The organism is Streptomyces sp. NPDC008313, from assembly GCF_042956125.1.
Classification (GTDB): Bacteria; Actinomycetota; Actinomycetes; order Streptomycetales; family Streptomycetaceae; genus Streptomyces.
Map to the genome: position 1 here is coordinate 62,735 of NZ_JBIBFR010000017.1, position 20,355 is coordinate 83,089.

A 20,355-nucleotide genomic window follows, 5' to 3' on the forward strand; every position below is an offset into this window, starting at 1 on the left:
GTCCTAGAGGGCGCAATGTCGCCGGATGCCGGATTGGCACCGGATTCACGATCTCTCGCGGAACTACGGGTTGCGATGTCTGTCAGGATAGATGCGGAAATGTCGGGTGCGGTTCCGGAACGAACGGGCGGACCCCGGCGCACGATCCGCGGTCCGCGCCCCGAGGCCGTCCCCGCCCTGGTCTCCAGGACCTGCACGCTCGTGGGCCTCCTCGACATCGCCGCCGGTGTCTTCCCGCGCTTCCGGCACAGCCGCATGCACACCCTCGCCGAGGTACTGCCGGGCTCGCTGGGCCCGTTCGCCGCCGCGCTCTCGCTCAGCGCGGGCGTGCTCCTGCTGCTGCTCGCCCACGGGCTGCGCCGGCACAAACGACGCGCGTGGCGCGCCGCCGTGGTGCTGCTGCCGGCCGGAGCCGTGGCCCAGTTCAGCTACCGGCACTCCCTCCTGGGCGCCGTCATCTCGCTGGCGCTGCTCGTGCCGCTGCTGCGCCACCGGAGTGAATTCGCCGCGCTGCCCGACCCGCGCAGCCGCTGGCGCGCGCTGGCCAACTTCGTCCTGATGGGCGCCGGTTCGCTGGTCCTGGGGCTCGTGATCGTCAGCGTCCACCCGGACCGGCTGGTCGGCGACCCGAGCCTCGCCGACCGGATCACCCATGTGCTGTACGGGCTGGCCGGATTCGAGGGCCCCGTCGACTACACCGGGAACACATCCTGGACGGTCGCCTTCTCCCTCGGTGCCCTCGGCCTGCTCACCGCCGTCACCACGATCCACCTCGCCTTCCGTCCCGAACACCCGGCCGCCCGCCTCACCGGGGACGACGAGACTCGTCTGCGGGCGCTCCTGGACAAGCACGGCCGCCGCGACTCCCTCGGCCACTTCGCGCTCCGCCGCGACAAGGGCGTCGTCTTCTCACCCAGCGGCAAGGCGGCCGTCACCTACCGCGTGGTGTCCGGGGTGATGCTCGCCAGCGGCGACCCGATCGGCGACGTCGAGGCGTGGCCCGGTGCGATCGAGCGCTTCATGGACGAGGCGAAGGCCCACTCCTGGACGCCCGCCGTCATGGGCTGCTCCGAGACCGGCGGCGAGGTGTGGACGCGCGAGACCGGCCTCGACGCGCTCGAACTGGGCGACGAGGCGGTGGTGGACGTCGCGGATTTCTCCCTGGCCGGGCGCGCGATGCGCAACGTGCGCCAGATGGTGAAGCGCATCGAGCGGGCCGGCTACGAGACCCGGGTACGGCGCGTCCGTGACCTCGGCGAGGGCGAACTCGACCGGATCCGGCGCGCCGCGGCGGACTGGCGCGGCACGGACACCGAGCGCGGCTTCTCCATGGCGCTGGGCCGCATCGGCGACCCCGCCGACGGCGACTGCCTGATCGCCACGGCGCACCGCGTCGACGGCCCCGTCGCCGGCACGTCCGGCGCGGCGGCCGGTGACGCCCGGACCGCCGCCGGGCCCGGCCCCTACGGCGACCTGAAGGCCGTCCTGCACTTCGTCCCGTGGGGCCGGGACGGGGTCTCCCTCGACCTGATGCGGCGCGACCGCTCGGCGGACCCCGGCATGAACGAACTGCTCATCGTGGCCGCGCTCCAGGCCGCACCGCGGCTCGGGATCACCCGCGTGTCGCTGAACTTCGCGATGTTCCGCGCGGCCCTCGCCCGCGGCGAGAAGATCGGGGCCGGGCCGGTGCTGCGCGCCTGGCGCGGCCTGCTCGTCTTCCTGTCGCGCTGGTTCCAGATCGAGTCGCTCTACCGGTTCAACGCCAAGTTCCGGCCCCGCTGGGAGCCCCGCTTCGTCGTCTACCGCTCGCCCAGGGACCTGCCGCGCATCGGCCTCGCAGCCCTGCGCGCCGAGGGCTTCGTCACCCTCGCCGCGCCCCGCCCGCTGCGCCGCGGGCCGGCTCCGCAGCGCCCCTGCGCCCACCGGCCGGCCGACCGCGAGGTCCGGGCCGCGTAGGAACCGCCGGAGCGCGCGGAGGCCCGCGCGGTGCCCTTCCCCCCTCCCACCGGGCCCCGCGCGGGCCGGCCCCGGGCCGTGCGCCCCCGCGGACGACCCCTCCGCGGGGGAAGCGGGGGCACCCCGGGGGCCTAGGCTGGTCATATGAGCACGATGAGCCGGCGCGGCCGAGTGGCGGGACTGCCGACGTGGGACCGCTGCGCGGTCATGGGGGTCGTCAACGTGACGCCCGATTCCTTCTCCGACGGGGGCCGCTGGTTCGACACGGCGGCCGCCGTCAAGCGCGGCCTCGCGCTCACCACCGAGGGCGCCGACCTCGTGGACGTCGGCGGCGAGTCGACCCGGCCGGGAGCCACCCGCGTCGACGAGGCCGAGGAGCTCAAGCGGGTCGTCCCCGTCGTACGGGGCCTCGCCTCCGAGGGCGTCACCGTGTCCGTCGACACCATGCGCGCGTCCGTCGCCGAGCAGGCGCTCGCGGCCGGCGCCGCCCTCGTCAACGACGTCAGCGGGGGTCTCGCCGACCCGGCGATGATCCCGGTCGTCGCGTCCGCCGGCGCGCCCTTCGTGGTCATGCACTGGCGCGGCCTCCTGGAGGGCGCCAACGTCCAAGGCACGTACGAGGACGTCGTCACCGAGGTCGTCGACGAGCTGCACGCGCGCGTGGAGGCCGTCCTGGAGGGCGGCATCGCCCCCGACCGGATCGTGGTCGACCCCGGTCTCGGCTTCTCCAAGGACGCCGAGCACGACCTGGAACTCCTCGCCCGTCTCGACCGGCTGCGCGAACTCGGCCACCCCCTGCTGGTCGCCGCGTCCCGCAAGCGGTTCCTCGGCCGGGTGCTGGCGGGACCGGGGGGCACCGTCCCGCCCGCGCGCGAGCGCGACGCCGCCACCGCCGCGGTCTCCGCGCTCGCCGCCGACCAGGGCGCGTGGGCCGTGCGCGTCCACGAGGTACGGGCGACCGCGGACGCCGTCCGGGTGGCGCGCGCGGTGGAGGGCGCCCGCGTCCCGGACGCCGGGAGCCGGGGCGGGGACGCGGGCCGGTGAGCACTCCCCGGACCGACGTGGAGGCGGTCGAGCGCGCCAACACCGCCTTCTACGAGGCGCTGGAGCGCGGCGACTTCGAGGAGCTGTCCTCCCTGTGGCTGGCCCCGCGCGACACCTCCGACGACGACATCGAGGGCGCCGCCGCGGTGGTCTCCTGCGTCCACCCCGGCTGGCCCGTCCTCAACGGCCGCGGCGAGGTCCTGCGGTCGTACGCGCTGATCATGGCGAACACCGAGTACATCCAGTTCTTCCTCACCGACGTCCACGTCTCGGTCACCGGGGACACCGCCGTGGTCACCTGCACCGAGAACATCCTCAGCGGCGGCCCCGCGCCCGAGGAGGGCGACGAGCTCGGCCCGCTCGTGGGCCAGCTGGTCGTCGCCACGAACGTGTTCCGCCGCACCGGCGACGGCTGGAAGCTCTGGTCGCACCACGCGTCCCCCGTGCTCGCCGAGTCCGGGGAGGACGACGGCGAGGAGGCGTCCTCCTGAGGGGCGGGCGGCGCGGCGACGGGAGGCACGGTCCCCGGTTGGGAGCGCGGTCCCGTGGGTAGGGCGGCTACCGGCCCGCGCGCCGTGGCGCCCCCACGGGCGAGCGCTGTCGGTGCCCGCGGGTAGATTCATCCGAGGCCGTAACACCGACCGCACTCGGTGTGCACCGGCCGTCACCGACGACTGCAGGAGTGATTCGCGTGGATCGTGTCGCGCTGCGCGGCCTCAAGGCCCGCGGGCACCACGGCGTCTTCCCGAAGGAGCGCGAGGAGGGCCAGACCTTCATCGTGGACCTGACGCTGGGCCTGGACACCCGGCCGGCCGCGGCCGACGACGACCTGGCGAAGACCGTGCACTACGGCATCGTGGCGGAGGAGGTCGTGGCCGTCGTCGAGGGCGACCCCGTCGACCTCATCGAGACCCTCGCCGAGCGCATCGCCCGGACCTGCCTGAAGCACGAGGGGGTCCAGGAGGTCGAGGTCTGCCTCCACAAACCGGACGCGCCGATCACGGTCCCCTTCGACGACGTGACCGTCACCATCACCCGGAGCCGAGTATGAGCGCGTTCTTCACCGGAGACCAGAGCGACCCGACGGTACAGCCGGTGCCCGCGTCCGTGGTGGAGCGCGTGGACGCCGCCGACTCGACCCTCAGCAACCCCCGGCGCGCCGTGCTCTCCCTCGGCTCGAACCTCGGCAACCGCCTGGAGACCCTCCAGGGCGCCGTCGACGCCCTGGAGGACACCCCCGGAATCCGCGTCAAGGCGGTCTCGCCCGTCTACGAGACGGAGCCCTGGGGCGTGGAGCCGGGCAGCCAGCCCTCGTACTTCAACGCGGTGGTCGTGCTGCGGACGACGCTGCCGCCCTCCTCCCTCCTGGAGCGCGCGCACGCCGTCGAGGAGGCCTTCAGCCGGGTCCGCGACGAGCGCTGGGGCCCGCGCACCCTCGACGTCGACATCGTTGCCTACGCCGACGTCGTCTCCGACGACCCGGTGCTCACGCTCCCCCACCCGCGCGCCCACGAGCGCGCCTTCGTCCTCGCCCCCTGGTACGACGTGGAGCCCGAGGCCGACGTCCCGGGGCGGGGCCCCGTGGCCCGGCTCCTCGGCGAGGTCACCCGGGAGGGCGTCACGCCCCGCGCGGACCTGGAACTCCGGCTGCCCGAGTAGTCGTTAAGGTCAGGACGACCGCACGACGCACGCGGACGGCGGCACACCGGCCGGCCGTCGCCACCACGAGGGGATTCGAGTGAAACAGCTGCGCATCAGGGTGCTGGCCGCCGTGTTCGTGGTGGCCGGCGTCCTGTCCTGGGCGGGCGCCCGCCTGTGGAACGCGGTGGGCACGCTCCCCCGGGTCCCCCTGGCCGCCCCGATCGTGCTGGCCCTGATCGCCGTGGTCCTGCTGGCCACGGCGCTCTCGCTGCGCGCCCGCCTCAAGGCCCAGCGCGAGCGCCGGCCGGAGGCCAAGGGCGTCGACCCGATGATGGCGGCCCGCGCCGTCGTCTTCGGTCAGGCCAGCGCCCTCGTCGCCGCCCTGGTCTCCGGGATGTACGGCGGCACGGGCGCCTTCCTGCTGGAGTTTCTCGACATCCCGGCCCGCCGTGACCAGGCCGTCTACGCGGGCCTGTGCGTCGTCGCGGGCATCGGCGTCATAGCGGCCGCCCTCTTCCTGGAGCGCGTCTGCAAGCTCCCGGAGGACGACGACGAGAACGGCGGGACGGCCCCCGCGGGGCCGTGACACGACAAAGGCGGGGGGCGGACGACCCGGTCGTCCGCCCCCCGCCTCCGTCACCGGCCGTCCGGGCTCAGCGGGCCATGATCAGGCTCATCGCCTCGTTGCGCGTGGCCGGGTCCCGCAGCTGCCCGCGCACCGCCGACGTGATGGTCTTGGCGCCGGGCTTGCGCACCCCGCGCATGGTCATGCACATGTGCTCGCACTCGATGACGACGATCACCCCGCGCGGCTCCAGGATCTCCATCAGCGAGTCCGCGATCTGCGTCGTCAGCCGCTCCTGCACCTGGGGACGGCGGGCGTAGACGTCCACGAGCCGGGCCAGCTTCGACAGCCCCGTGATCTTGCCGTCGGCGGAGGGGATGTAGCCGACGTGGGCGACGCCGACGAACGGCACGAGGTGGTGCTCGCAGGAGCTCTGCACCTCGATGTCCTTCACCAGGACCATCTCGTCGTGTCCCAGGTCGAACGTCGTCGTCAGGACGTCCTCGGGCTTCTGCCACAGGCCGGCGAATATCTCGCGGTACGCCCGCGCCACCCGCGCCGGCGTCTCCCTCAGGCCCTCGCGGTCCGGGTCCTCACCGACCGCGATGAGCAGCTCGCGCACGGCGTTCTCGGCGCGCTTCTCGTCGAACTCGCCGCCGACGACGGCTTCGCCGTCCAGCGTCATCGGGTCGGTCATCTGATGCCTCGTTCCTGTGCCTCACCCGTACGGATCACACCTCGCCCGTACGGGCATACGAAAATGCCGCGCCCCCCAAGGCTAGAACCTCGGGGGGCGCGGCGTTCATTCCGGGGCCGGAGCCGGGCCTGGGGCCACAGACCGGCCGGGAGCCGTCAGCTCTCGGGACGCTCCTCGGGGACCGCGTCCGTCGTCTGACGCGACTCGGTCACGCCCGCGATCGACGCCGACGCGCCGTTCGCCCCGTTCGTCAGGGACAGCTCCTTGGGGGAGAGCACCGGAGGACGGGTCGACGGGGTGCGCCGGGAGGAACCGGTCCACGCGGGGCGGGCCGGACGCTTCACGATCGGGGCGAAGATCTCGGCGATCTGCTCCTTGTTCAGCGTCTCCTTCTCGAGCAGCGCGAGGACCAGGTTGTCCAGGACGTCGCGGTTCTCGACCAGGATCTCCCACGCCTCGTTGTGCGCGGTCTCGATGAGCTTCTTGACCTCTTCGTCGACGAGCGCGGCGACCTCTTCCGAGTAGTCGCGCTGGTGACCCATCTCCCGGCCGAGGAACGGCTCGGTGTTGTCGCCACCGAACTTGATCGCGCCGAGACGCTCCGTCATGCCGTACTGCGTGACCATCGCGCGGGCCGTGGTGGTGGCCTTCTCGATGTCGTTCGCCGCACCGGTGGTCGGGTCGTGGAAGACGAGCTCCTCGGCCGCGCGGCCGCCCAGCATGTACGCGAGCTGGTCCAGCATCTCGTTGCGCGTGGTGGAGTACTTGTCCTCGTCCGGCAGGACCATCGTGTAGCCGAGAGCACGGCCTCTGGAGAGGATCGTGATCTTGTGCACCGGGTCGGAGTTCGGGGAGGCCGCCGCGACCAGGGCGTGACCGCCCTCGTGGTACGCGGTGATCTTCTTCTCCTTGTCCGACATGATCCGGGTCCGCTTCTGCGGGCCCGCGACCACACGGTCGATCGCCTCGTCCAGCATGGAGTTGTCGATCAGCTTCAGGTCACTGCGGGCGGTGAGCAGCGCGGCCTCGTTGAGGACGTTGCTCAGGTCCGCGCCGGTGAAGCCCGGGGTGCGCCGCGCGACGGCCGACAGGTCGACGTCCGGGGCGACCGGCTTGCCCTTCTGGTGGACCTTGAGGATCTCCAGACGGCCCTGCATGTCCGGGCGGTCGACCGCGATCTGGCGGTCGAAGCGGCCGGGGCGCAGGAGGGCCGGGTCGAGGATGTCGGGCCGGTTGGTGGCGGCGATCAGGATGACGCCGCCCTTCACGTCGAAGCCGTCCATCTCGACGAGCAGCTGGTTCAGCGTCTGCTCGCGCTCGTCGTGCCCACCGCCGAGACCGGCGCCGCGGTGCCTGCCGACCGCGTCGATCTCGTCGACGAAGACGATCGCCGGAGCGTTCGCCTTGGCCTGCTCGAACAGGTCGCGGACCCGGGAGGCACCGACACCGACGAACATCTCGACGAAGTCGGAACCGGAGATCGAGTAGAACGGAACGCCCGCCTCGCCCGCGACGGCACGCGCGAGCAGCGTCTTGCCCGTACCGGGCGGGCCGTACAGCAGCACACCCTTGGGGATCTTGGCGCCGACGGCCTGGAACTTCGCCGGCTCCTGGAGGAACTCCTTGATCTCCTGGAGCTCCTCGACCGCCTCGTCCGATCCCGCGACGTCCGAGAACGTCGTCTTCGGGGTGTCCTTGGTGATGAGCTTCGCCTTGGACTTCCCGAAGTTCATGACCCGGGAGCCGCCGCCCTGCATCTGGTTCATCAGGAACAGGAACACGACGACGATGAGGACGAAGGGCAGCAGGGACAGCAGGATGCCGACGAAGGCGTTCTGCTTGGACGGCGAGACCGTGTAGCCGTCCGGGATCTGCTTGTTCTGGAACTTGTCCTGGAGAGTGCTGGCGAGGGCGACGCCCTGGTCGCCGATGTAGCTCGCCTGGATCTTCGAGCTGTCCTCGACCTCTTGGCCGTCCTTGAGCTGGACCTTGATGACCTGCTCGTCGCCGGTGGTGATCTTGGCCGACTCGACCTTGTTGTCATTGATCGCCTGGACGACCTGGCCGGTGTCCACTGTCTTGTAGCCGCCGGACGAACCGACGACCTGCATCAACACGACCACGGCAAGGACGGCCAGCACGATCCACATGACCGGCCCACGGAAGTATCGCTTCACGTCCATCCATACGGAGCGGTGCCGCCCCGTCCCTCCTGCCATAGTGAGTTTGATAAAGACTTTTAAAGACTGTTCCTCGGACGGTACCCCAGCATTGTCACCCGAAGCCGCAGGGGACGGCTGGCAATCCCGTCTACGCATGCTCCAACGGCGCGGAGCCCACGGGGGTTCCCGGAACGCCCCATGACGTTCCCATGACGTCGGACACCCGGGGTCCCGCGGCCGTCAGCCGCCGTAGACGTGGGGCGCGAGCGTACCGACGAAGGGCAGGTTGCGGTACTTCTCGGCGTAGTCGAGGCCGTATCCGATGACGAACTCGTTCGCGATGTCGAAGCCGACCCACTCGACGTCGATCGCGACCTTCGCCGCCTCCGGCTTGCGCAGCAGCGTGCACACCTTCAGCGAGGCGGGCTCGCGCGAGCCGAGGTTGGAGATCAGCCAGGACAGCGTGAGCCCGGAGTCGATGATGTCCTCGACGATCAGGACGTGCTTGCCCTTGATGTCGGTGTCGAGGTCCTTGAGGATCCGCACCACGCCGGAGGACTGGGTGCCCGCGCCGTACGACGACACGGCCATCCAGTCCATGGTGACCGGGGTGGACAGCGCGCGCGCCAGGTCCGCCATGACCATCACGGCGCCCTTGAGGACACCGACGATGAGCAGGTCCTTGCCCGCGTACTCCGCGTCGATCTTCGCGGCCAGCTCCGCCAGCTTCGCGTCGATCTCTTCCTTGGTGATGAGCACCGACTTGAGGTCGGTGCCCATGTCTTTCGCGTCCACCCGCATCACTTTCGGTCGTCCGTCCCACCGGCCGTTCGGACCGAGCGCGGCCCGTGTGAACGGGGCGGCGGGAGGGTCCGGTTTCAGCCTTGCCGGATAACCAGTCTGCCACCCTGCCGCCGGGCCACGACCCGGCCGGGGAGATTGATGGCCCCCTGGCCGCGCCAGCCGGTGATCAGCCGGTCGACCTCCTCGATGTGCCGGGCGAACAGCGAACCGGCCGGGGCACCCGCGTCGATGGCGGCGCGGCGCAGGATCCGGCGGCGCACGGCGGGCGGCAGGGTGCGCAGCTTGGCGCACTCCAGGAGGCCCGCGGCGTCCCGTACGGAGGCCTCCGCCTGCCCGGCCCAGGCGTCGAGGGCGTCGGCGTCGTCGCGGGAGAGCTGGGCGGTACGCGCGAGCGCCTCGACGACGCCCTTGCCGAGCGCCTTCTCCAGGGCGGGCAGGCCCTCGTGGCGCAGCCGGGAGCGGGTGTAGGCGGGGTCGGCGTTGTGCGGGTCGTCCCAGACGGGCAGCGACTGGACCATGCAGGCCTTGCGGGCGGTCTGCCGGTCGAGGTGCAGGAAGGGACGCCGGTAGCGGCCGCCGGCCCCCGAGACCGCGGCCATCCCGGACAGGGAGCGGATGCCGGAGCCGCGGGCGAGGCCCAGCAGGACGGTCTCGGCCTGGTCGTCGCGGGTGTGGCCGAGCAGGACCGCGGTGGCCGAGTGGCGCTCCAGGGCGGCGTCCAGGGCCGCGTACCGGGCGTCGCGGGCGGCGGCCTCGGGGCCGCCCTCCCGGCCGACGGCGACGGCGACGGACTCGACGGGGTCGAGGCCGAGCTCGCGCAGCCGCTCGACGACCTCGTCCGCGCGCGGTCCCGAGCCGTCCTGCAGGCCGTGGTCCACGGTGATGCCGCCGGCCCGGATGCCGAGTTTGGGGGCTTCGAAGGCGAGCGCGGAGGCGAGCGCCATGGAGTCGGCGCCGCCCGAGCAGGCGACGAGCACGACCGGCGCGGGCGGCACCGGCTGCCCGGACCGCCCCGGCGGTTCGAGCGGCGACCGCTCGGGAGCGGCGGCGGGGACGGCTGCCCGTCCCTCGCCCCGGGCGGTGGCGGCGGAGCCGGGCGCGAAGGCGTGTGCGCTCTCCCGGGCGGGGGCGGGCGGATACCCGGCGCCGCCGACGGAGGGCCGTCCGCCGCCCGGGGCGGGGACGCGTCCGGGGGCGCGGGCGGGCGTGCGCCCGGTGGCGCGGGCGGGCGCGTGCTCGGCGAGGATGTCGTGGAGTACGCGGCGAACCGCCAGGCGTATCGCCGCGACCGCAGGATGGGGACCCATGTCCGGTTCCCTTCATGAAGTTTTCGGGGGGTGAGCCAGAGTCGGTCACTCAGAGTGTGTAGATGGTGACAGAAGCGGGCCGTTCCCCGAGCATTGCACGCCTACCCGTGGCTCACGGTCCCTCGGACGGGTGATTGGAGGGGCGTTCGCCTGCCGTCGGCCGGATTCGGCTCACGGGCTCTCCGCACCACGTTTCACGCCTTTCCCACCCGGCTCAGGAGTCCGTCCTGCGGTGCACGCGCGTGATCCAGTCACCGGGCCGGGAGATCTCGGCCTTGGTCGGCAGTGTGTTCGGCGAGGTCCACACACGGTTGAACCCGTCCATGCCCACCTCCTCGACGACCGCGCGGACGAACCGCTCCCCGTCGCGGTACTGGCGCAGCTTGGCGTCGAGGCCGAGCAGCTTGCGCAGCGCGAGGTCGAGCCGGGAGGCACCCTTGGCGCGGCGTTGCTGGAACTTCTCGCGGATCTCGCCCACGGACGGCACGACGTCCGGCCCGACACCGTCCATCACGAAGTCCGCGTGGCCCTCGAGCAGTGACATGACGGCCGTGAGGCGTCCGAGGATCTCGCGCTGGGCGGGCGTCTGCACGAGTTCGACGAGGGAACGCCCGCCGTCGTCCTCCTCGCCCTCGGGCCTGCCGCCCGCCAGCGACTGGGCGGCTTCCCTGATCCGCTCCAGGACGGTCATGGGGTCGACCTCGGTCTCGCCCAGGAACGACTGGATTTCGCCCTCGAGGTGGTCGCGCAGCCAGGGCACCGCCGTGAACTGGGTGCGGTGGGTCTCCTCGTGCAGACAGACCCAGAGGCGGAAGTCGTGGGGCTCCACGTCCAGTTCCCGCTCGACGTGCACGATGTTCGGCGCGACCAGCAGGAGCCTGCCGCCGCGCCTCCCGCCCGGGGAGTCGCCGGCGGGGAGGTCGCTGGTGGCCGGGGCGAAGGTCTCGTACTGTCCGAGGACGCGGGACGAGAGGAAGGACAGCAGCATGCCCAGCTCCACGCCGGTGACCTTGCCGCCGACCGCGCCGAGCACCGCGCCGCCCGTGGTGGAGCCGCGCCGTTCCTGCATCTTGTCCAGCAGCGGCTTGAGGATCTCCCGGAAGCCGGCGACGTTGGCCCGCACCCAGCCGGGGCGGTCCACGACGAGGACGGGGGTGTCGTGGGCGCCGTCCTCGCCCAGCCGGGTGAATCCCCGGACGTGTTCCTCGGAGGCCTTCGCGTGCCTGCGCAGCTCCGCGACGACGGCCCGCGCCTCGTCACCGCTCACCTCGGGGCCCGGCCGTACGAGCCGGGTCGCGGTCGCGACCGCGAGATTCCAGTCGACCATCTCGGCACCACCGATGCTCGTCATGCGTCAACCGTACGTGAGCACACGCGGGAGCGGTGGGGGATGAGCACGGCCGGTGGCGGGCCGTGGGGCCGGTGGTGCCAGGGATACGGCTGTCATCCGCACCCGCACTTCGCGAGGGCGGTGGCCGTGCGGTCCAGGACGGCCTGGGCGGCCTGCGGGTTCGGCGGGTGCTCGGTGTCGGAGGTGAGGAAGGCGAAGGCCAGCAGCCGTCCGTCGGCGTCGACGACCGTGCCGGCGAGGGTGTTCACGCCGGTCAGGGTGCCGGTCTTGGCCCGTACGACGCCGGTGCCGAGGACGTCGTCGGTGTAGCGGTGGCTGAGGGTGCCGCTGAAGCCCGCCACCGGGAGGCCGGTCAGCACCGGCCGCAGTTCGGCGTGTCGGGGGTCGCCCGCCTCGGCCAGCAGCGCGGTGAGCAGGCCGGCGGTGAGCCGGTCGTCCCGGTTCAGCCCGCTGCCGTCCGCGAACACGGCCCCCTCGACCGGCAGCCGGAGCTTCTTCAGCGCGGAGCGGATCGCAAGGGCGCCGCCCTCGAAGCTCGCCGGTCCGCCGGAGGCGAGCGCCGCCTGGCGGGCCATCGCCTCCGCGATGTCGTTGTCGCTGTTGGTCAGCATCCGCTCGACCAGCGCGGACAGGGGCGGGGAGCTGACGGAGGCGAGCGGCTTCGCGCGCTCGCCCGCCCGGGAGACGCCGGGGGCGCCGGTCTCGACACCCCTGTCGTGCAGGAGGTCCGCGAAGGTGCGGGCGGCGTCCTGGGCGGGGTCGGCCGCGCGGGGCGCCGGGCCCTTTCCGGAGTCGTCCAGGCGGCCCTCGTCGGCCATCAGGGCGGTGACCGGTGCGAGGTTGCCGTTGACGCCGATGGGGTGCTGGGCGGGGCCGGTGTACAGCGAGGTGTCATAGGAGAGCGTCACCTTGCCCAAGTGACGTTTCTTCAGGGCCCTGGCCGTGTCGTCGGCCAGCTCCCGCAGGCTCGCGTACCCGTCGGCCTTCGCGCGGGCAGTGAGCGTCGGGTCGCCGCCGCCGACGAGCACGACCTCCTCGGTGCCGGGTTCCAGGACCACGCGGGTGGTGATGCGGTGGTCGGGGCCGGCCGTCGAGAGCGCCGCGACGGCGGTGGCGATCTTCGTGGTGGAGGCCGGGATCAGGGCGTCGCCCACGTTCCTGCCGTACAGGCGCTCGCCGGTCGCGACGTCCACGACGACGCCCGTGCGCCGGACACCGAGCGCCGGGTCGTCCAGGAGCGGGTCCAGTACGCCGGCGAGGGCGCCGCCGGAGGCGGCGGGACCGTTGCCCGTGCCGTCCGGACCGGCGCCGGTGGAGGGACCGAGCCCGGCCAGCACGGCCGCGGCGCTGGGCGCGGGGCGGGGCGCCTTTGCGGACGTACCGGGCGCGCGGCCGTGATCTGCGCCACCCTCGCCGTCCCAGGAGGCGGCCCGGTCGCGCTCAGCCGTACGCTGGCCGGAGGAGTCCCACGGACCGGCCGCGGTCACCACCCCGGCCGCGAGGGCCAGGCCCACCGTGGCGGCACCGGCCGTGAGCTGCCAGGTCTTCGGCTTCGCGGCCCGCGCGAGACGCGGCGTCACGGTGCGCGTGATCCGCGCCAGGCGCGGTCCCACCGCTTCCGCGACCCGCACCACGTGCGGTCTCGCGGCCCGCCAAGCCCTCAGCTCTGGCACGACCACCAGCCCCTTTCGCGATCACACACCTGCGTGAGGGACACTTAACCACCAGAACTATGTGTTGATCATGGAGGAGCCACCGGTGGAGTTCGACGTCACGATCGAGATTCCGAAGGGTTCACGGAACAAGTACGAGGTGGACCACGAGACCGGTCGGATCCGTCTGGACCGTCGGCTCTTCACCTCGACCAGCTACCCGGCCGACTACGGCTTCGTCGAGAACACCCTCGGCGAGGACGGCGACCCGCTGGACGCGCTGGTCATCCTGGACGAGCCGACCTTCCCCGGCTGCCTCATCCAGTGCCGCACCATCGGCATGTTCCGTATGACGGACGAGGCGGGCGGCGACGACAAGCTGCTCTGCGTCCCGGCGCACGACCCGCGCGTGGAGCACCTGCGCGACATCCACCACGTGTCGGAGTTCGACCGCCTGGAGATCCAGCACTTCTTCGAGGTCTACAAGGACCTGGAGCCCGGCAAGTCCGTCGAGGGCGCCGACTGGGTGGGCCGCACCGACGCCGAGGCCGAGATCGAGCGTTCCTACAAGCGCTTCAAGGAGTCCGGCGGCCACTGACGCCCCCGCCCGGCCGGGCCGCGTGATCCTCACCGGGTCGCGCGGCCCGTTCGCGTGTCCGTGCGCATACTGAGGCATACGGAGGCTCACGGAAGGCACGTGGGCGTACGGAGGAGATGAGTGCGCACGCGAGGGGTACGTGCGTACGAGCAAGGCGCGCGCGACAGGTGAGGCAGGAACTGGTGGCGGACCCCGAGGCGGACGACCGTAAACCGCAGTCGGACGAGGCGAGGAGTGCCTTCGCTCAGCCGCCGGGCGTGGTCCAGCAGGCTCCCGTGGCGGAGGACGAGTCGTCCACCACGTCCGAGTTCGCCATCCCCAGGGGGCTGGGCACCCCGCAGCCGCCCGCCGCCGAGGCGGAGGGCTCGGCGTTCAGCGTCCCGCGCACCTACGACGCGCGCAGCGCGCCGCCCGCCTTCACCCCGCCGGCCGGCGTCCCCCTGGTCCGGCTGACCAAGGACGTGCCCTGGCAGGACCGGATGCGCGCGATGCTGCGGATGCCGGTCACCGAGCGTCCGGCACCGGAGCCCGCGCACAAGGAGGACGAGGCCGGGCCGGCCGTGCCCCGCGTCCTGGACCTGACCCTGCGTATCGGCGAGCTGCTGCTGGCGGGCGGTGAGAACGCCGAGGACGTGGAGGCGGCGATGTTCGCCGTCTGCCGCTCCTACGGGCTCGACCGCTGCGAGCCGAACGTCACCTTCACCCTCCTGTCGATCTCGTACCAGCCCTCGCTGGTGGACGACCCGGTGACGGCGTCCAGGACGGTACGGCGCCGGGGCACCGACTACACCCGGCTCGCGGCCGTCTTCCAGCTCGTCGACGACCTCAGCGACGAGGAGACCTCGATCTCCCTGGAGGAGGCCTACGGGCGCCTCGCCGAGATACGCCGCAACCGGCACCCGTACCCCGGCTGGGCGCTGACCTCGGCGAGCGGCCTGCTCGCCGGGGCGGCCTCGGTGCTGGTCGGCGGCGGGGTCGCCGTGTTCGTCGCCGCCGCGCTCGGCGCGATGCTGGGCGACCGGCTGGCGTGGCTGTGCGCCGGACGCGGACTGCCGGAGTTCTACCAGTTCATGGTGGCCGCCATGCCCCCGGCGGCGATCGGGGTGGCGCTCACGGTGACGCACGTCGACGTGAAGGCGTCCGCGGTGATCACCGGCGGTCTCTTCGCCCTGCTGCCGGGGCGGGCGCTCGTCGCGGGCGTGCAGGACGGGCTGACCGGCTTCTACATCACGGCGTCGGCGCGGCTGCTGGAGGTCATGTACTTCTTCGTGGGCATCGTCACCGGTGTCCTGGTGGTCCTCTACTTCGGGGTGAAGCTGGGCGCCGAGCTCAATCCGGAGGCGGCCCTGAGCAGTGCCGAGCGGCCGGTGTGGCAGATCACCGCGTCGATGCTGCTGTCGCTCACCTTCGCCGTCCTGCTGCAGCAGGAGCGGTCCACCGTCCTGATGGTGACCCTCAACGGCGGGGTCGCCTGGGTCGTCTACGGGGCCATGCACTACGCCGGGGACATCTCGACGGTGGCGTCCACGGCGGTCGCGGCGGGCCTCGTGGGCCTGTTCGGGCAGATGCTGTCCCGCTACCAGTTCGCGTCCGCGCTGCCGTACACGACGGCCGCGATCGGCCCGCTGCTGCCCGGTTCGGCCACGTACTTCGGGCTGCTGGCCTTCGCCCAGAACGACGTCGACCGGGGCCTGGCGTCGCTGACCCGGGCGGCGACCCTGGCGATGGCCATCGCCATCGGCGTGAACCTCGGGTCGGAGATCTTCCGGCTCTTCCTGCGAGTGCCGGGCGGCGAGAGCGCGGCGGGCCGCCGCGCGGCCAAGCGGACCCGCGGCTTCTGACCCGCGGCGTCTCAGGCGCCCGGGGCGGCGTCCGGACGCGGGGCGGCGCCCGGGCACGGGGCCGGGCACGCGGACGGCCCCCCGCGCGGCCCTCACGAAGCGGAGGGCGGCACGGGAGGCGGGAAGGACACGGGCCGGGGCGGGACCCTAACGCTTGGCGTGGCGGCCGCGCTGGCCCGGCGGGACCTGGGACGCGTCGTCGGCGGGCGGGGCCGCGGCCGCCGCCTTCTTCGCCTTGCCGCGCGCCCGCAGGAACTCGATGGCGATCGGGACCACCGAGACGAGGACGATCAGGATCAGGATCGCCTCGATGTTCTTGTGCACGAACTCGATGTTGCCGAGCCAGGAACCCAGCAGGGTGACGCCCGCGCCCCACAGGACGCCGCCGATCACGTTGAACGTGATGAACGAGCGGTACTTCATCCCGCTGACGCCGGCGATGATCGGCGTGAACGTGCGCACGATGGGCACGAAGCGGGCCAGCACCAGCGACTTGGGGCCGTACTTCTCGAAGAACTCGTGGGCCTTGACCACGTTCTCCTGCTTGAAGAGGCGGGAGTCCGGGCGGGTGAAGAGCGAGGGACCGACCTTCTTGCCGAAGACGTAGCCCGCCTGGTCGCCGAGGATCGCGGCGAGGCAGATCAGGGCGACGGCCCCCCACAGCGGGAAGTCCATCTGGTCGGAGGCGATCAGCAGGCCGCAGGTGAACAGCAGCGAGTCGCCCGGCAGGAAGAAGCCGATGAGCAGGCCCGACTCCGCGAAGACGATGAGGAGCAGACCCCAGATGCCGAACGAGTCGAGCAGGTGGTCCGGATCCAGCCAGCTTGGTCCGAGGGCAAGCGTCGTCACGGTTCCGGGCTCCTGAGTTGTGAAGGAAGGCGCGGCGGCCTGTTCGGTCCACCAAAGCTACCAACGCAAGGTGTCCACGCCAGGTTCCACGAGGTCCTCCAGGATGCACTGTGCACGGCCCGCGACAAACCCGCGGGTCCCGAAGGGCCGGGCCGCGCGGACACCGGACCGCGCGTGAGGGGCGCCCGCGACGGCGGGCGCCCCTCACGCGCGGGAACCGACGAGCCGGTCAGGCGCCGTGACGGTCCGCGTTCGCCGCGATCGCGTCCCTCAGGTGCTCGGCGAGGCCCGGCCGCAGGGAGTCGTAGTACTCCTTGAAGCGCTCGTCGGCCACGTACATCTCGCCCAGGCACCGGTGCATCGCGTAGGCGCAGGTGTAGTACCAGGTGGTGATGTGCTGCCGGTGCTCCTCGGCCAGGTCCATCGCGCGCTCGCCCGCCGGGGGCTCGCCCGCCTCCATGAGGGCGCCGTAGCGCTCGCCCCAGGAATCGACCTCGGCCTGGATGCGCTTCCAGTCCTCCTTGGTGTAGCGGGCGGCCCGGCGCTGCGACTCGGCGTACTCCTGGGTGCCGCCCCAGCGGCGCTCCGCCTCCTCCGCGTGCTCCTCCGGGTCCTTGCCCCCGAAGACCTCGAACTTCTCCTCCGGTGTGAGGTTGATGCCCATCGTGCGTGCCTCCATGGCGTGCTCCACGGCCGCGGCCATCCTCTGCAGCTTCTCGATCCGGGCGGTCAGCAGGCTGTGCTGCCGGCGCAGCTGCGCGCGCGGGTCCGCGTCCGGGTCGTCGAGCAGGGCGGCGACCTCGTCGAGCGGGAAGCCGAGCTCCCGGTAGAACAGGATCTGCTGCAGCCGGTCCAGGTCGCCGTCGCCGTAGCGCCGGTGGCCCGCGTGGCTGCGCTCGCCGGGTACGAGCAGGCCGATCTCGTCGTAGTGGTGCAGTGTGCGCACCGTGACCCCGGCGAATCGGGCGACCTGTCCCACGGAGTAGCCCATGTCCCCGCTCCTTCCTGGTCGGTACGCGCTTCAGGCTGAACCCTGACGCGGCGTGAGGTGCAAGCCCGCCGAACGAGCGCTTTGCGGCCTTCGCCCGCTTAAGGTGCTTTCGTGACCACCGAGACGCCCCCGGCGACCGCGTCCCCCGTACGGCGTCTGCTGCCGGTGATGCTGCCCGCCGTGGTGGTCGGTGTCCTCACCTCGTTCGTCCTGCTGGGCGTCAGTCTGCTCGCCGACCGGCTCAAGGACGTGCTGTGGGAGACCCTTCCGGACGCGCTGGGCGTCGGCCGCTACTCGGTGCTCTGGATGATGGTCGTGCTCACGGTGACCGGCGCCGCGGTGGGCCTGGTGGTGTGGAAGGTACCGGGGCACGCCGGTCCGGACCCCGCGACCATGGGACTGGTCGACCCTCCCCTGCCGCCCGGGGTACTCCCCGGCCTGCTGCTCGCCACCCTCCTGGCGCTCGCGGGCGGAGTGAGCCTGGGCCCCGAGAACCCGATCACCGCCGCCAACATCGCGCTCGCGTGCTGGCTGGGCACCAAGGCGGCACCCGGCTCCCCCACGGCCCTGTGGACGGCGCTGGCGGCCGCGGGCACGATCGGCGCGCTGTTCGGCACCCCGGTGGCCGCCGCGCTGGTCTTCTCCGAGGTCCTCGCCGGCCGCCCGGGGCCGGGGGGCGCGCTGTGGGACCGGCTGCTGCCACCGCTGCTCGCGGGCAGTGTGGGCGCGCTGACCATGACGCTGCTGGAGCACCCGAGCTTCGACCTCTCCCTGCCCGCGTTCTCCGGGCCGCACTGGGCCGACCTCCTGGCGGCCCTGGTGATCGCCTCGGTGGCCGCGGCGGTCACGATGGCCGCGGTGTTCGCCTTCCCGTACGTCCACGGCGCCTTCGCTCGGCTGCGCCACCCCGTGGCGGCGCTGGTGACGGGCGGAGCCGTCCTCGGTCTGCTGGGCGCCCTCGGCGGCCACCTGACGCTCTTCAAGGGGCTGGACGAGGTGAAGACGCTGGCGCGGGACCCCGACGGCTGGTCGGCGGGCGGGTTCGCCCTGATGGCCGTGGTGAAGCTGGCCGCGCTGCTGGTCGCCGCCTCGTGCGGATTCCGCGGCGGCCGGATCTTCCCGGCCGTCTTCGCCGGGACGGCGCTCGGGCTGTGCGCGCACGCGCTGGTGCCCCAGGCGCATCCCACCGTCGCCGTGGTGTGCGCGGTGCTCGGCGTGCTGCTGGCCGTCACGCGGCAGGGCTGGATCAGCCTGTTCACCGCGGCTGTCCTGGGGTCCGATCCGGACGTGCTGCCGCTGCTCGTGCTGGCCTCGATACCGGCCTGGCTCGTCGTCACCGGCAGACCGCAGATGCAGCTCCACGACGACGGGACCCCGATCCGCTGACCGCACCGTGCCGGCGCGACCGCGCCGGCGGCGACGCCGGCCCGCCGGCCCCGCCGAGCCCACCTCACCGTATGGAGGAGAAGTGCCGCTGCACCGAGGCCCGGAGGGGCCCGACGCGCGTCCGATGTCCGTGAACCCCTTCTTCGGGCAGGCGGACCCGGTCGGCGAGATGACCGAGGCGCCGCCCAGGCACCGGCTCCCGGACGGACCGCTGCCGCCCGCGACCGCCTACCAGCTGGTCCACGACGAGCTCATGCTCGACGGCAACGCGCGGCTGAACCTCGCCACCTTCGTCACCACCTGGATGGAACCGCAGGCCGCCACCCTGATGGGCGAGTGCCTGGACAAGAACATGATCGACAAGGACGAGTACCCGCGCACCGCCGAGCTGGAGCGGCGCTGCGTGGCGATGCTCGCCGACCTGTGGAACGCCCCGGACCCCTCGGCGGCCGTGGGCTGTTCGACCACCGGTTCGAGCGAGGCCTGCATGCTCGCCGGCATGGCGCTCAAACGGCGCTGGGCACAGCGGAACGCGGACCGCTGCCCCGGGGCGCGGCCGAACCTCGTGATGGGGGTGAACGTCCAGGTCTGCTGGGAGAAGTTCTGCACCTTCTGGGAGGTCGAGGCCCGCCAGGTGCCCATGGAGGGCGACCGCTTCCACCTCGACCCGAGGGCCGCCGCCGAGCTGTGCGACGAGAACACCATCGGGGTGGTCGGCGTCCTGGGCTCCACCTTCGACGGGTCGTACGAGCCGATCGCCGAGCTGTGCGCGGAACTGGACCGGCTGCGGGAGCGCACGGGCCTGGACGTCCCGGTCCATGTCGACGGCGCGTCCGGCGCGATGGTCGCCCCCTTCCTCGACCCGGACCTGGTCTGGGACTTCCGGCTGCCGAGGGTGTCGTCCATCAACACCTCGGGGCACAAGTACGGGCTCGTCTACCCGGGCGTCGGCTGGGCCCTGTGGCGCACGCCCGCCGAACTCCCCGAGGAGCTCGTCTTCCGGGTCAACTACCTGGGCGGCGACATGCCGACCTTCGCGCTCAACTTCTCCCGGCCCGGCGCGCAGGTGGTCGCGCAGTACTACACGTTCCTGCGGCTCGGCCGCGAGGGCTACCGGGCCGTGCAGCAGGCCGCGCGGGACGTGGCGACCCAACTCGCCGCCGGGGTGGCGGAGCTCGGCGACTTCCGGCTCCTCACCCGGGGCGACGAGCTGCCCGTCCTCGCCTTCACGACGGCGCCCGAGGTGAGCGCGTACGACGTCTTCGACGTGTCCCGGCGGATGCGCGAGCGGGGCTGGCTGGTGCCCGCGTACACCTTCCCCGCCCACCGGGAGGACCTGTCGGTCCTGCGGGTCGTGTGCCGCAACGGGTTCTCCTCGGACCTCGCGGACCTCTTCCTCGACGACCTGCGCCTGCTGCTGCCCGAGCTGCACCGGCAACCGCACCCCTGGACACGCGACAAGGAGGCCGCGACCGGGTTCCACCACTGAGGGCGGCGCCGTCGCGGGCGGG

The 20,355-nt window shown here is 72.6% G+C and carries 18 protein-coding genes; 10 read left to right on the top strand and 8 right to left on the bottom strand.

The features are described 5' to 3' along the window. Positions 1 to 99: 99 nt before the first annotated feature. From ACFY93_RS23080 to ACFY93_RS23105, 6 genes are all read left to right on the top strand, one after another. Positions 100 to 1,956 carry a phosphatidylglycerol lysyltransferase domain-containing protein gene (locus ACFY93_RS23080; RefSeq protein ID WP_391362076.1) on the top strand — a complete coding sequence of 619 codons (1,857 nt, stop codon included), beginning with the start codon at positions 100 to 102 and terminating at the stop codon, positions 1,954 to 1,956. Between the two features lie 144 nt (positions 1,957 to 2,100). Next, positions 2,101 to 3,000: a dihydropteroate synthase gene (folP, locus tag ACFY93_RS23085; protein ID WP_391362079.1), complete on the top strand. Its 900-nt coding sequence runs from the start codon at positions 2,101 to 2,103 to the stop codon at positions 2,998 to 3,000. Beyond that, positions 2,997 to 3,491, top strand: a complete 495-nt coding sequence (locus ACFY93_RS23090) for a nuclear transport factor 2 family protein (RefSeq protein ID WP_391362090.1) — start codon at positions 2,997 to 2,999, stop codon at positions 3,489 to 3,491. Before folP ends, ACFY93_RS23090 begins: the two co-directional genes overlap by 4 nt. Positions 3,492 to 3,691: 200 nt before the next feature. Then, positions 3,692 to 4,051: a dihydroneopterin aldolase gene (folB, locus tag ACFY93_RS23095; RefSeq protein ID WP_391362093.1), complete on the top strand. Its 360-nt coding sequence runs from the start codon at positions 3,692 to 3,694 to the stop codon at positions 4,049 to 4,051. Next, on the top strand, positions 4,048 to 4,659 hold the full coding sequence (gene folK / locus ACFY93_RS23100; RefSeq protein ID WP_391362096.1) for a 2-amino-4-hydroxy-6-hydroxymethyldihydropteridine diphosphokinase: 612 nt from the start codon (positions 4,048 to 4,050) through the stop codon (positions 4,657 to 4,659). Before folB ends, folK begins: the two co-directional genes overlap by 4 nt. 79 nt (positions 4,660 to 4,738) lie before the next feature. Further along, positions 4,739 to 5,227 carry a DUF3180 family protein gene (locus tag ACFY93_RS23105; RefSeq protein ID WP_391362099.1) on the top strand — a complete coding sequence of 163 codons (489 nt, stop codon included), beginning with the start codon at positions 4,739 to 4,741 and terminating at the stop codon, positions 5,225 to 5,227. Positions 5,228 to 5,294: 67 nt separating this feature from the next. Here the strand turns inward: ACFY93_RS23105 and folE are convergent, their stop codons facing one another. The 6 genes from folE to dacB form a co-directional block, all read right to left on the bottom strand. After that, complete coding sequence (gene folE, locus ACFY93_RS23110) at positions 5,295 to 5,903, bottom strand: GTP cyclohydrolase I FolE (protein ID WP_391362102.1); 609 nt, start codon at positions 5,901 to 5,903, stop codon at positions 5,295 to 5,297. Between the two features lie 155 nt (positions 5,904 to 6,058). Further along, on the bottom strand, positions 6,059 to 8,086 hold the full coding sequence (gene ftsH, locus ACFY93_RS23115) for an ATP-dependent zinc metalloprotease FtsH (protein WP_391362308.1): 2,028 nt from the start codon (positions 8,084 to 8,086) through the stop codon (positions 6,059 to 6,061). 219 nt (positions 8,087 to 8,305) lie between these two features. Beyond that, the gene (gene hpt, locus ACFY93_RS23120; protein ID WP_391362105.1) at positions 8,306 to 8,866 is read right to left on the bottom strand and encodes a hypoxanthine phosphoribosyltransferase; all 561 of its coding nucleotides are present in this window, start codon (positions 8,864 to 8,866) and stop codon (positions 8,306 to 8,308) included. 77 nt (positions 8,867 to 8,943) lie between these two features. Further along, positions 8,944 to 10,176 (bottom strand): tRNA lysidine(34) synthetase TilS, encoded by a 1,233-nt coding sequence (gene tilS, locus ACFY93_RS23125; protein WP_391362108.1) that lies wholly within the window; start codon positions 10,174 to 10,176, stop codon positions 8,944 to 8,946. 214 nt (positions 10,177 to 10,390) lie between these two features. Beyond that, positions 10,391 to 11,527, bottom strand: coding sequence for a zinc-dependent metalloprotease (locus ACFY93_RS23130; protein WP_391362110.1), 1,137 nt, complete (start codon positions 11,525 to 11,527; stop codon positions 10,391 to 10,393). Between the two features lie 92 nt (positions 11,528 to 11,619). Then, on the bottom strand, positions 11,620 to 13,206 hold the full coding sequence (gene dacB, locus ACFY93_RS23135) for a D-alanyl-D-alanine carboxypeptidase/D-alanyl-D-alanine-endopeptidase (protein ID WP_391362112.1): 1,587 nt from the start codon (positions 13,204 to 13,206) through the stop codon (positions 11,620 to 11,622). A gap of 79 nt (positions 13,207 to 13,285) precedes the next feature. Here dacB and ACFY93_RS23140 point away from each other — a divergent pair, with 79 nt between their 5' ends. Then, a complete protein-coding gene (locus ACFY93_RS23140; RefSeq protein WP_081218601.1) occupies positions 13,286 to 13,777 on the top strand; it encodes an inorganic diphosphatase in 492 nt (163 codons plus the stop codon). Positions 13,778 to 13,944: 167 nt separating this feature from the next. After that, positions 13,945 to 15,618: a threonine/serine exporter family protein gene (locus tag ACFY93_RS23145; protein WP_391362114.1), complete on the top strand. Its 1,674-nt coding sequence runs from the start codon at positions 13,945 to 13,947 to the stop codon at positions 15,616 to 15,618. Positions 15,619 to 15,765: 147 nt separating this feature from the next. Here the strand turns inward: ACFY93_RS23145 and ACFY93_RS23150 are convergent, their stop codons facing one another. Together ACFY93_RS23150 and ACFY93_RS23155 are read right to left on the bottom strand one after the other, a co-directional pair. Then, positions 15,766 to 16,467, bottom strand: coding sequence for a VTT domain-containing protein (locus ACFY93_RS23150; protein WP_391362116.1), 702 nt, complete (start codon positions 16,465 to 16,467; stop codon positions 15,766 to 15,768). Positions 16,468 to 16,696: 229 nt separating this feature from the next. After that, a complete protein-coding gene (locus ACFY93_RS23155) occupies positions 16,697 to 17,458 on the bottom strand; it encodes a TipAS antibiotic-recognition domain-containing protein (RefSeq protein ID WP_391362118.1) in 762 nt (253 codons plus the stop codon). A gap of 111 nt (positions 17,459 to 17,569) precedes the next feature. On the opposite strand from ACFY93_RS23155, the gene ACFY93_RS23160 reads away from it, so the two are divergent. Both ACFY93_RS23160 and ACFY93_RS23165 read left to right on the top strand, forming a co-directional pair. Further along, positions 17,570 to 18,844 (top strand): ion channel protein, encoded by a 1,275-nt coding sequence (locus tag ACFY93_RS23160; RefSeq protein ID WP_391362121.1) that lies wholly within the window; start codon positions 17,570 to 17,572, stop codon positions 18,842 to 18,844. 82 nt (positions 18,845 to 18,926) lie between these two features. Beyond that, positions 18,927 to 20,333, top strand: a complete 1,407-nt coding sequence (locus tag ACFY93_RS23165; protein ID WP_391362123.1) for a glutamate decarboxylase — start codon at positions 18,927 to 18,929, stop codon at positions 20,331 to 20,333. The last annotated feature ends 22 nt before the right edge of the window (positions 20,334 to 20,355 follow it).

Excerpts from the sequence above, each read along its gene's own strand:
- ACFY93_RS23130 (WP_391362110.1), bottom strand. The coding sequence starts at position 11,527 with ATGACGAGCATCGGTGGTGCCGAGATGGTCGACTGGAATCTCGCGGTC.
- folP (WP_391362079.1), top strand. The coding sequence starts at position 2,101 with ATGAGCACGATGAGCCGGCGCGGCCGAGTGGCGGGACTGCCGACGTGG.
- folE (WP_391362102.1), bottom strand. The coding sequence starts at position 5,903 with ATGACCGACCCGATGACGCTGGACGGCGAAGCCGTCGTCGGCGGCGAG.
- ACFY93_RS23080 (WP_391362076.1), top strand. The coding sequence starts at position 100 with ATGTCGGGTGCGGTTCCGGAACGAACGGGCGGACCCCGGCGCACGATC.
- ftsH (WP_391362308.1), bottom strand. The coding sequence starts at position 8,086 with ATGGACGTGAAGCGATACTTCCGTGGGCCGGTCATGTGGATCGTGCTG.
- ACFY93_RS23155 (WP_391362118.1), bottom strand. The coding sequence starts at position 17,458 with ATGGGCTACTCCGTGGGACAGGTCGCCCGATTCGCCGGGGTCACGGTG.
- hpt (WP_391362105.1), bottom strand. The coding sequence starts at position 8,866 with ATGCGGGTGGACGCGAAAGACATGGGCACCGACCTCAAGTCGGTGCTC.
- folK (WP_391362096.1), top strand. The coding sequence starts at position 4,048 with ATGAGCGCGTTCTTCACCGGAGACCAGAGCGACCCGACGGTACAGCCG.
- tilS (WP_391362108.1), bottom strand. The coding sequence starts at position 10,176 with ATGGGTCCCCATCCTGCGGTCGCGGCGATACGCCTGGCGGTTCGCCGC.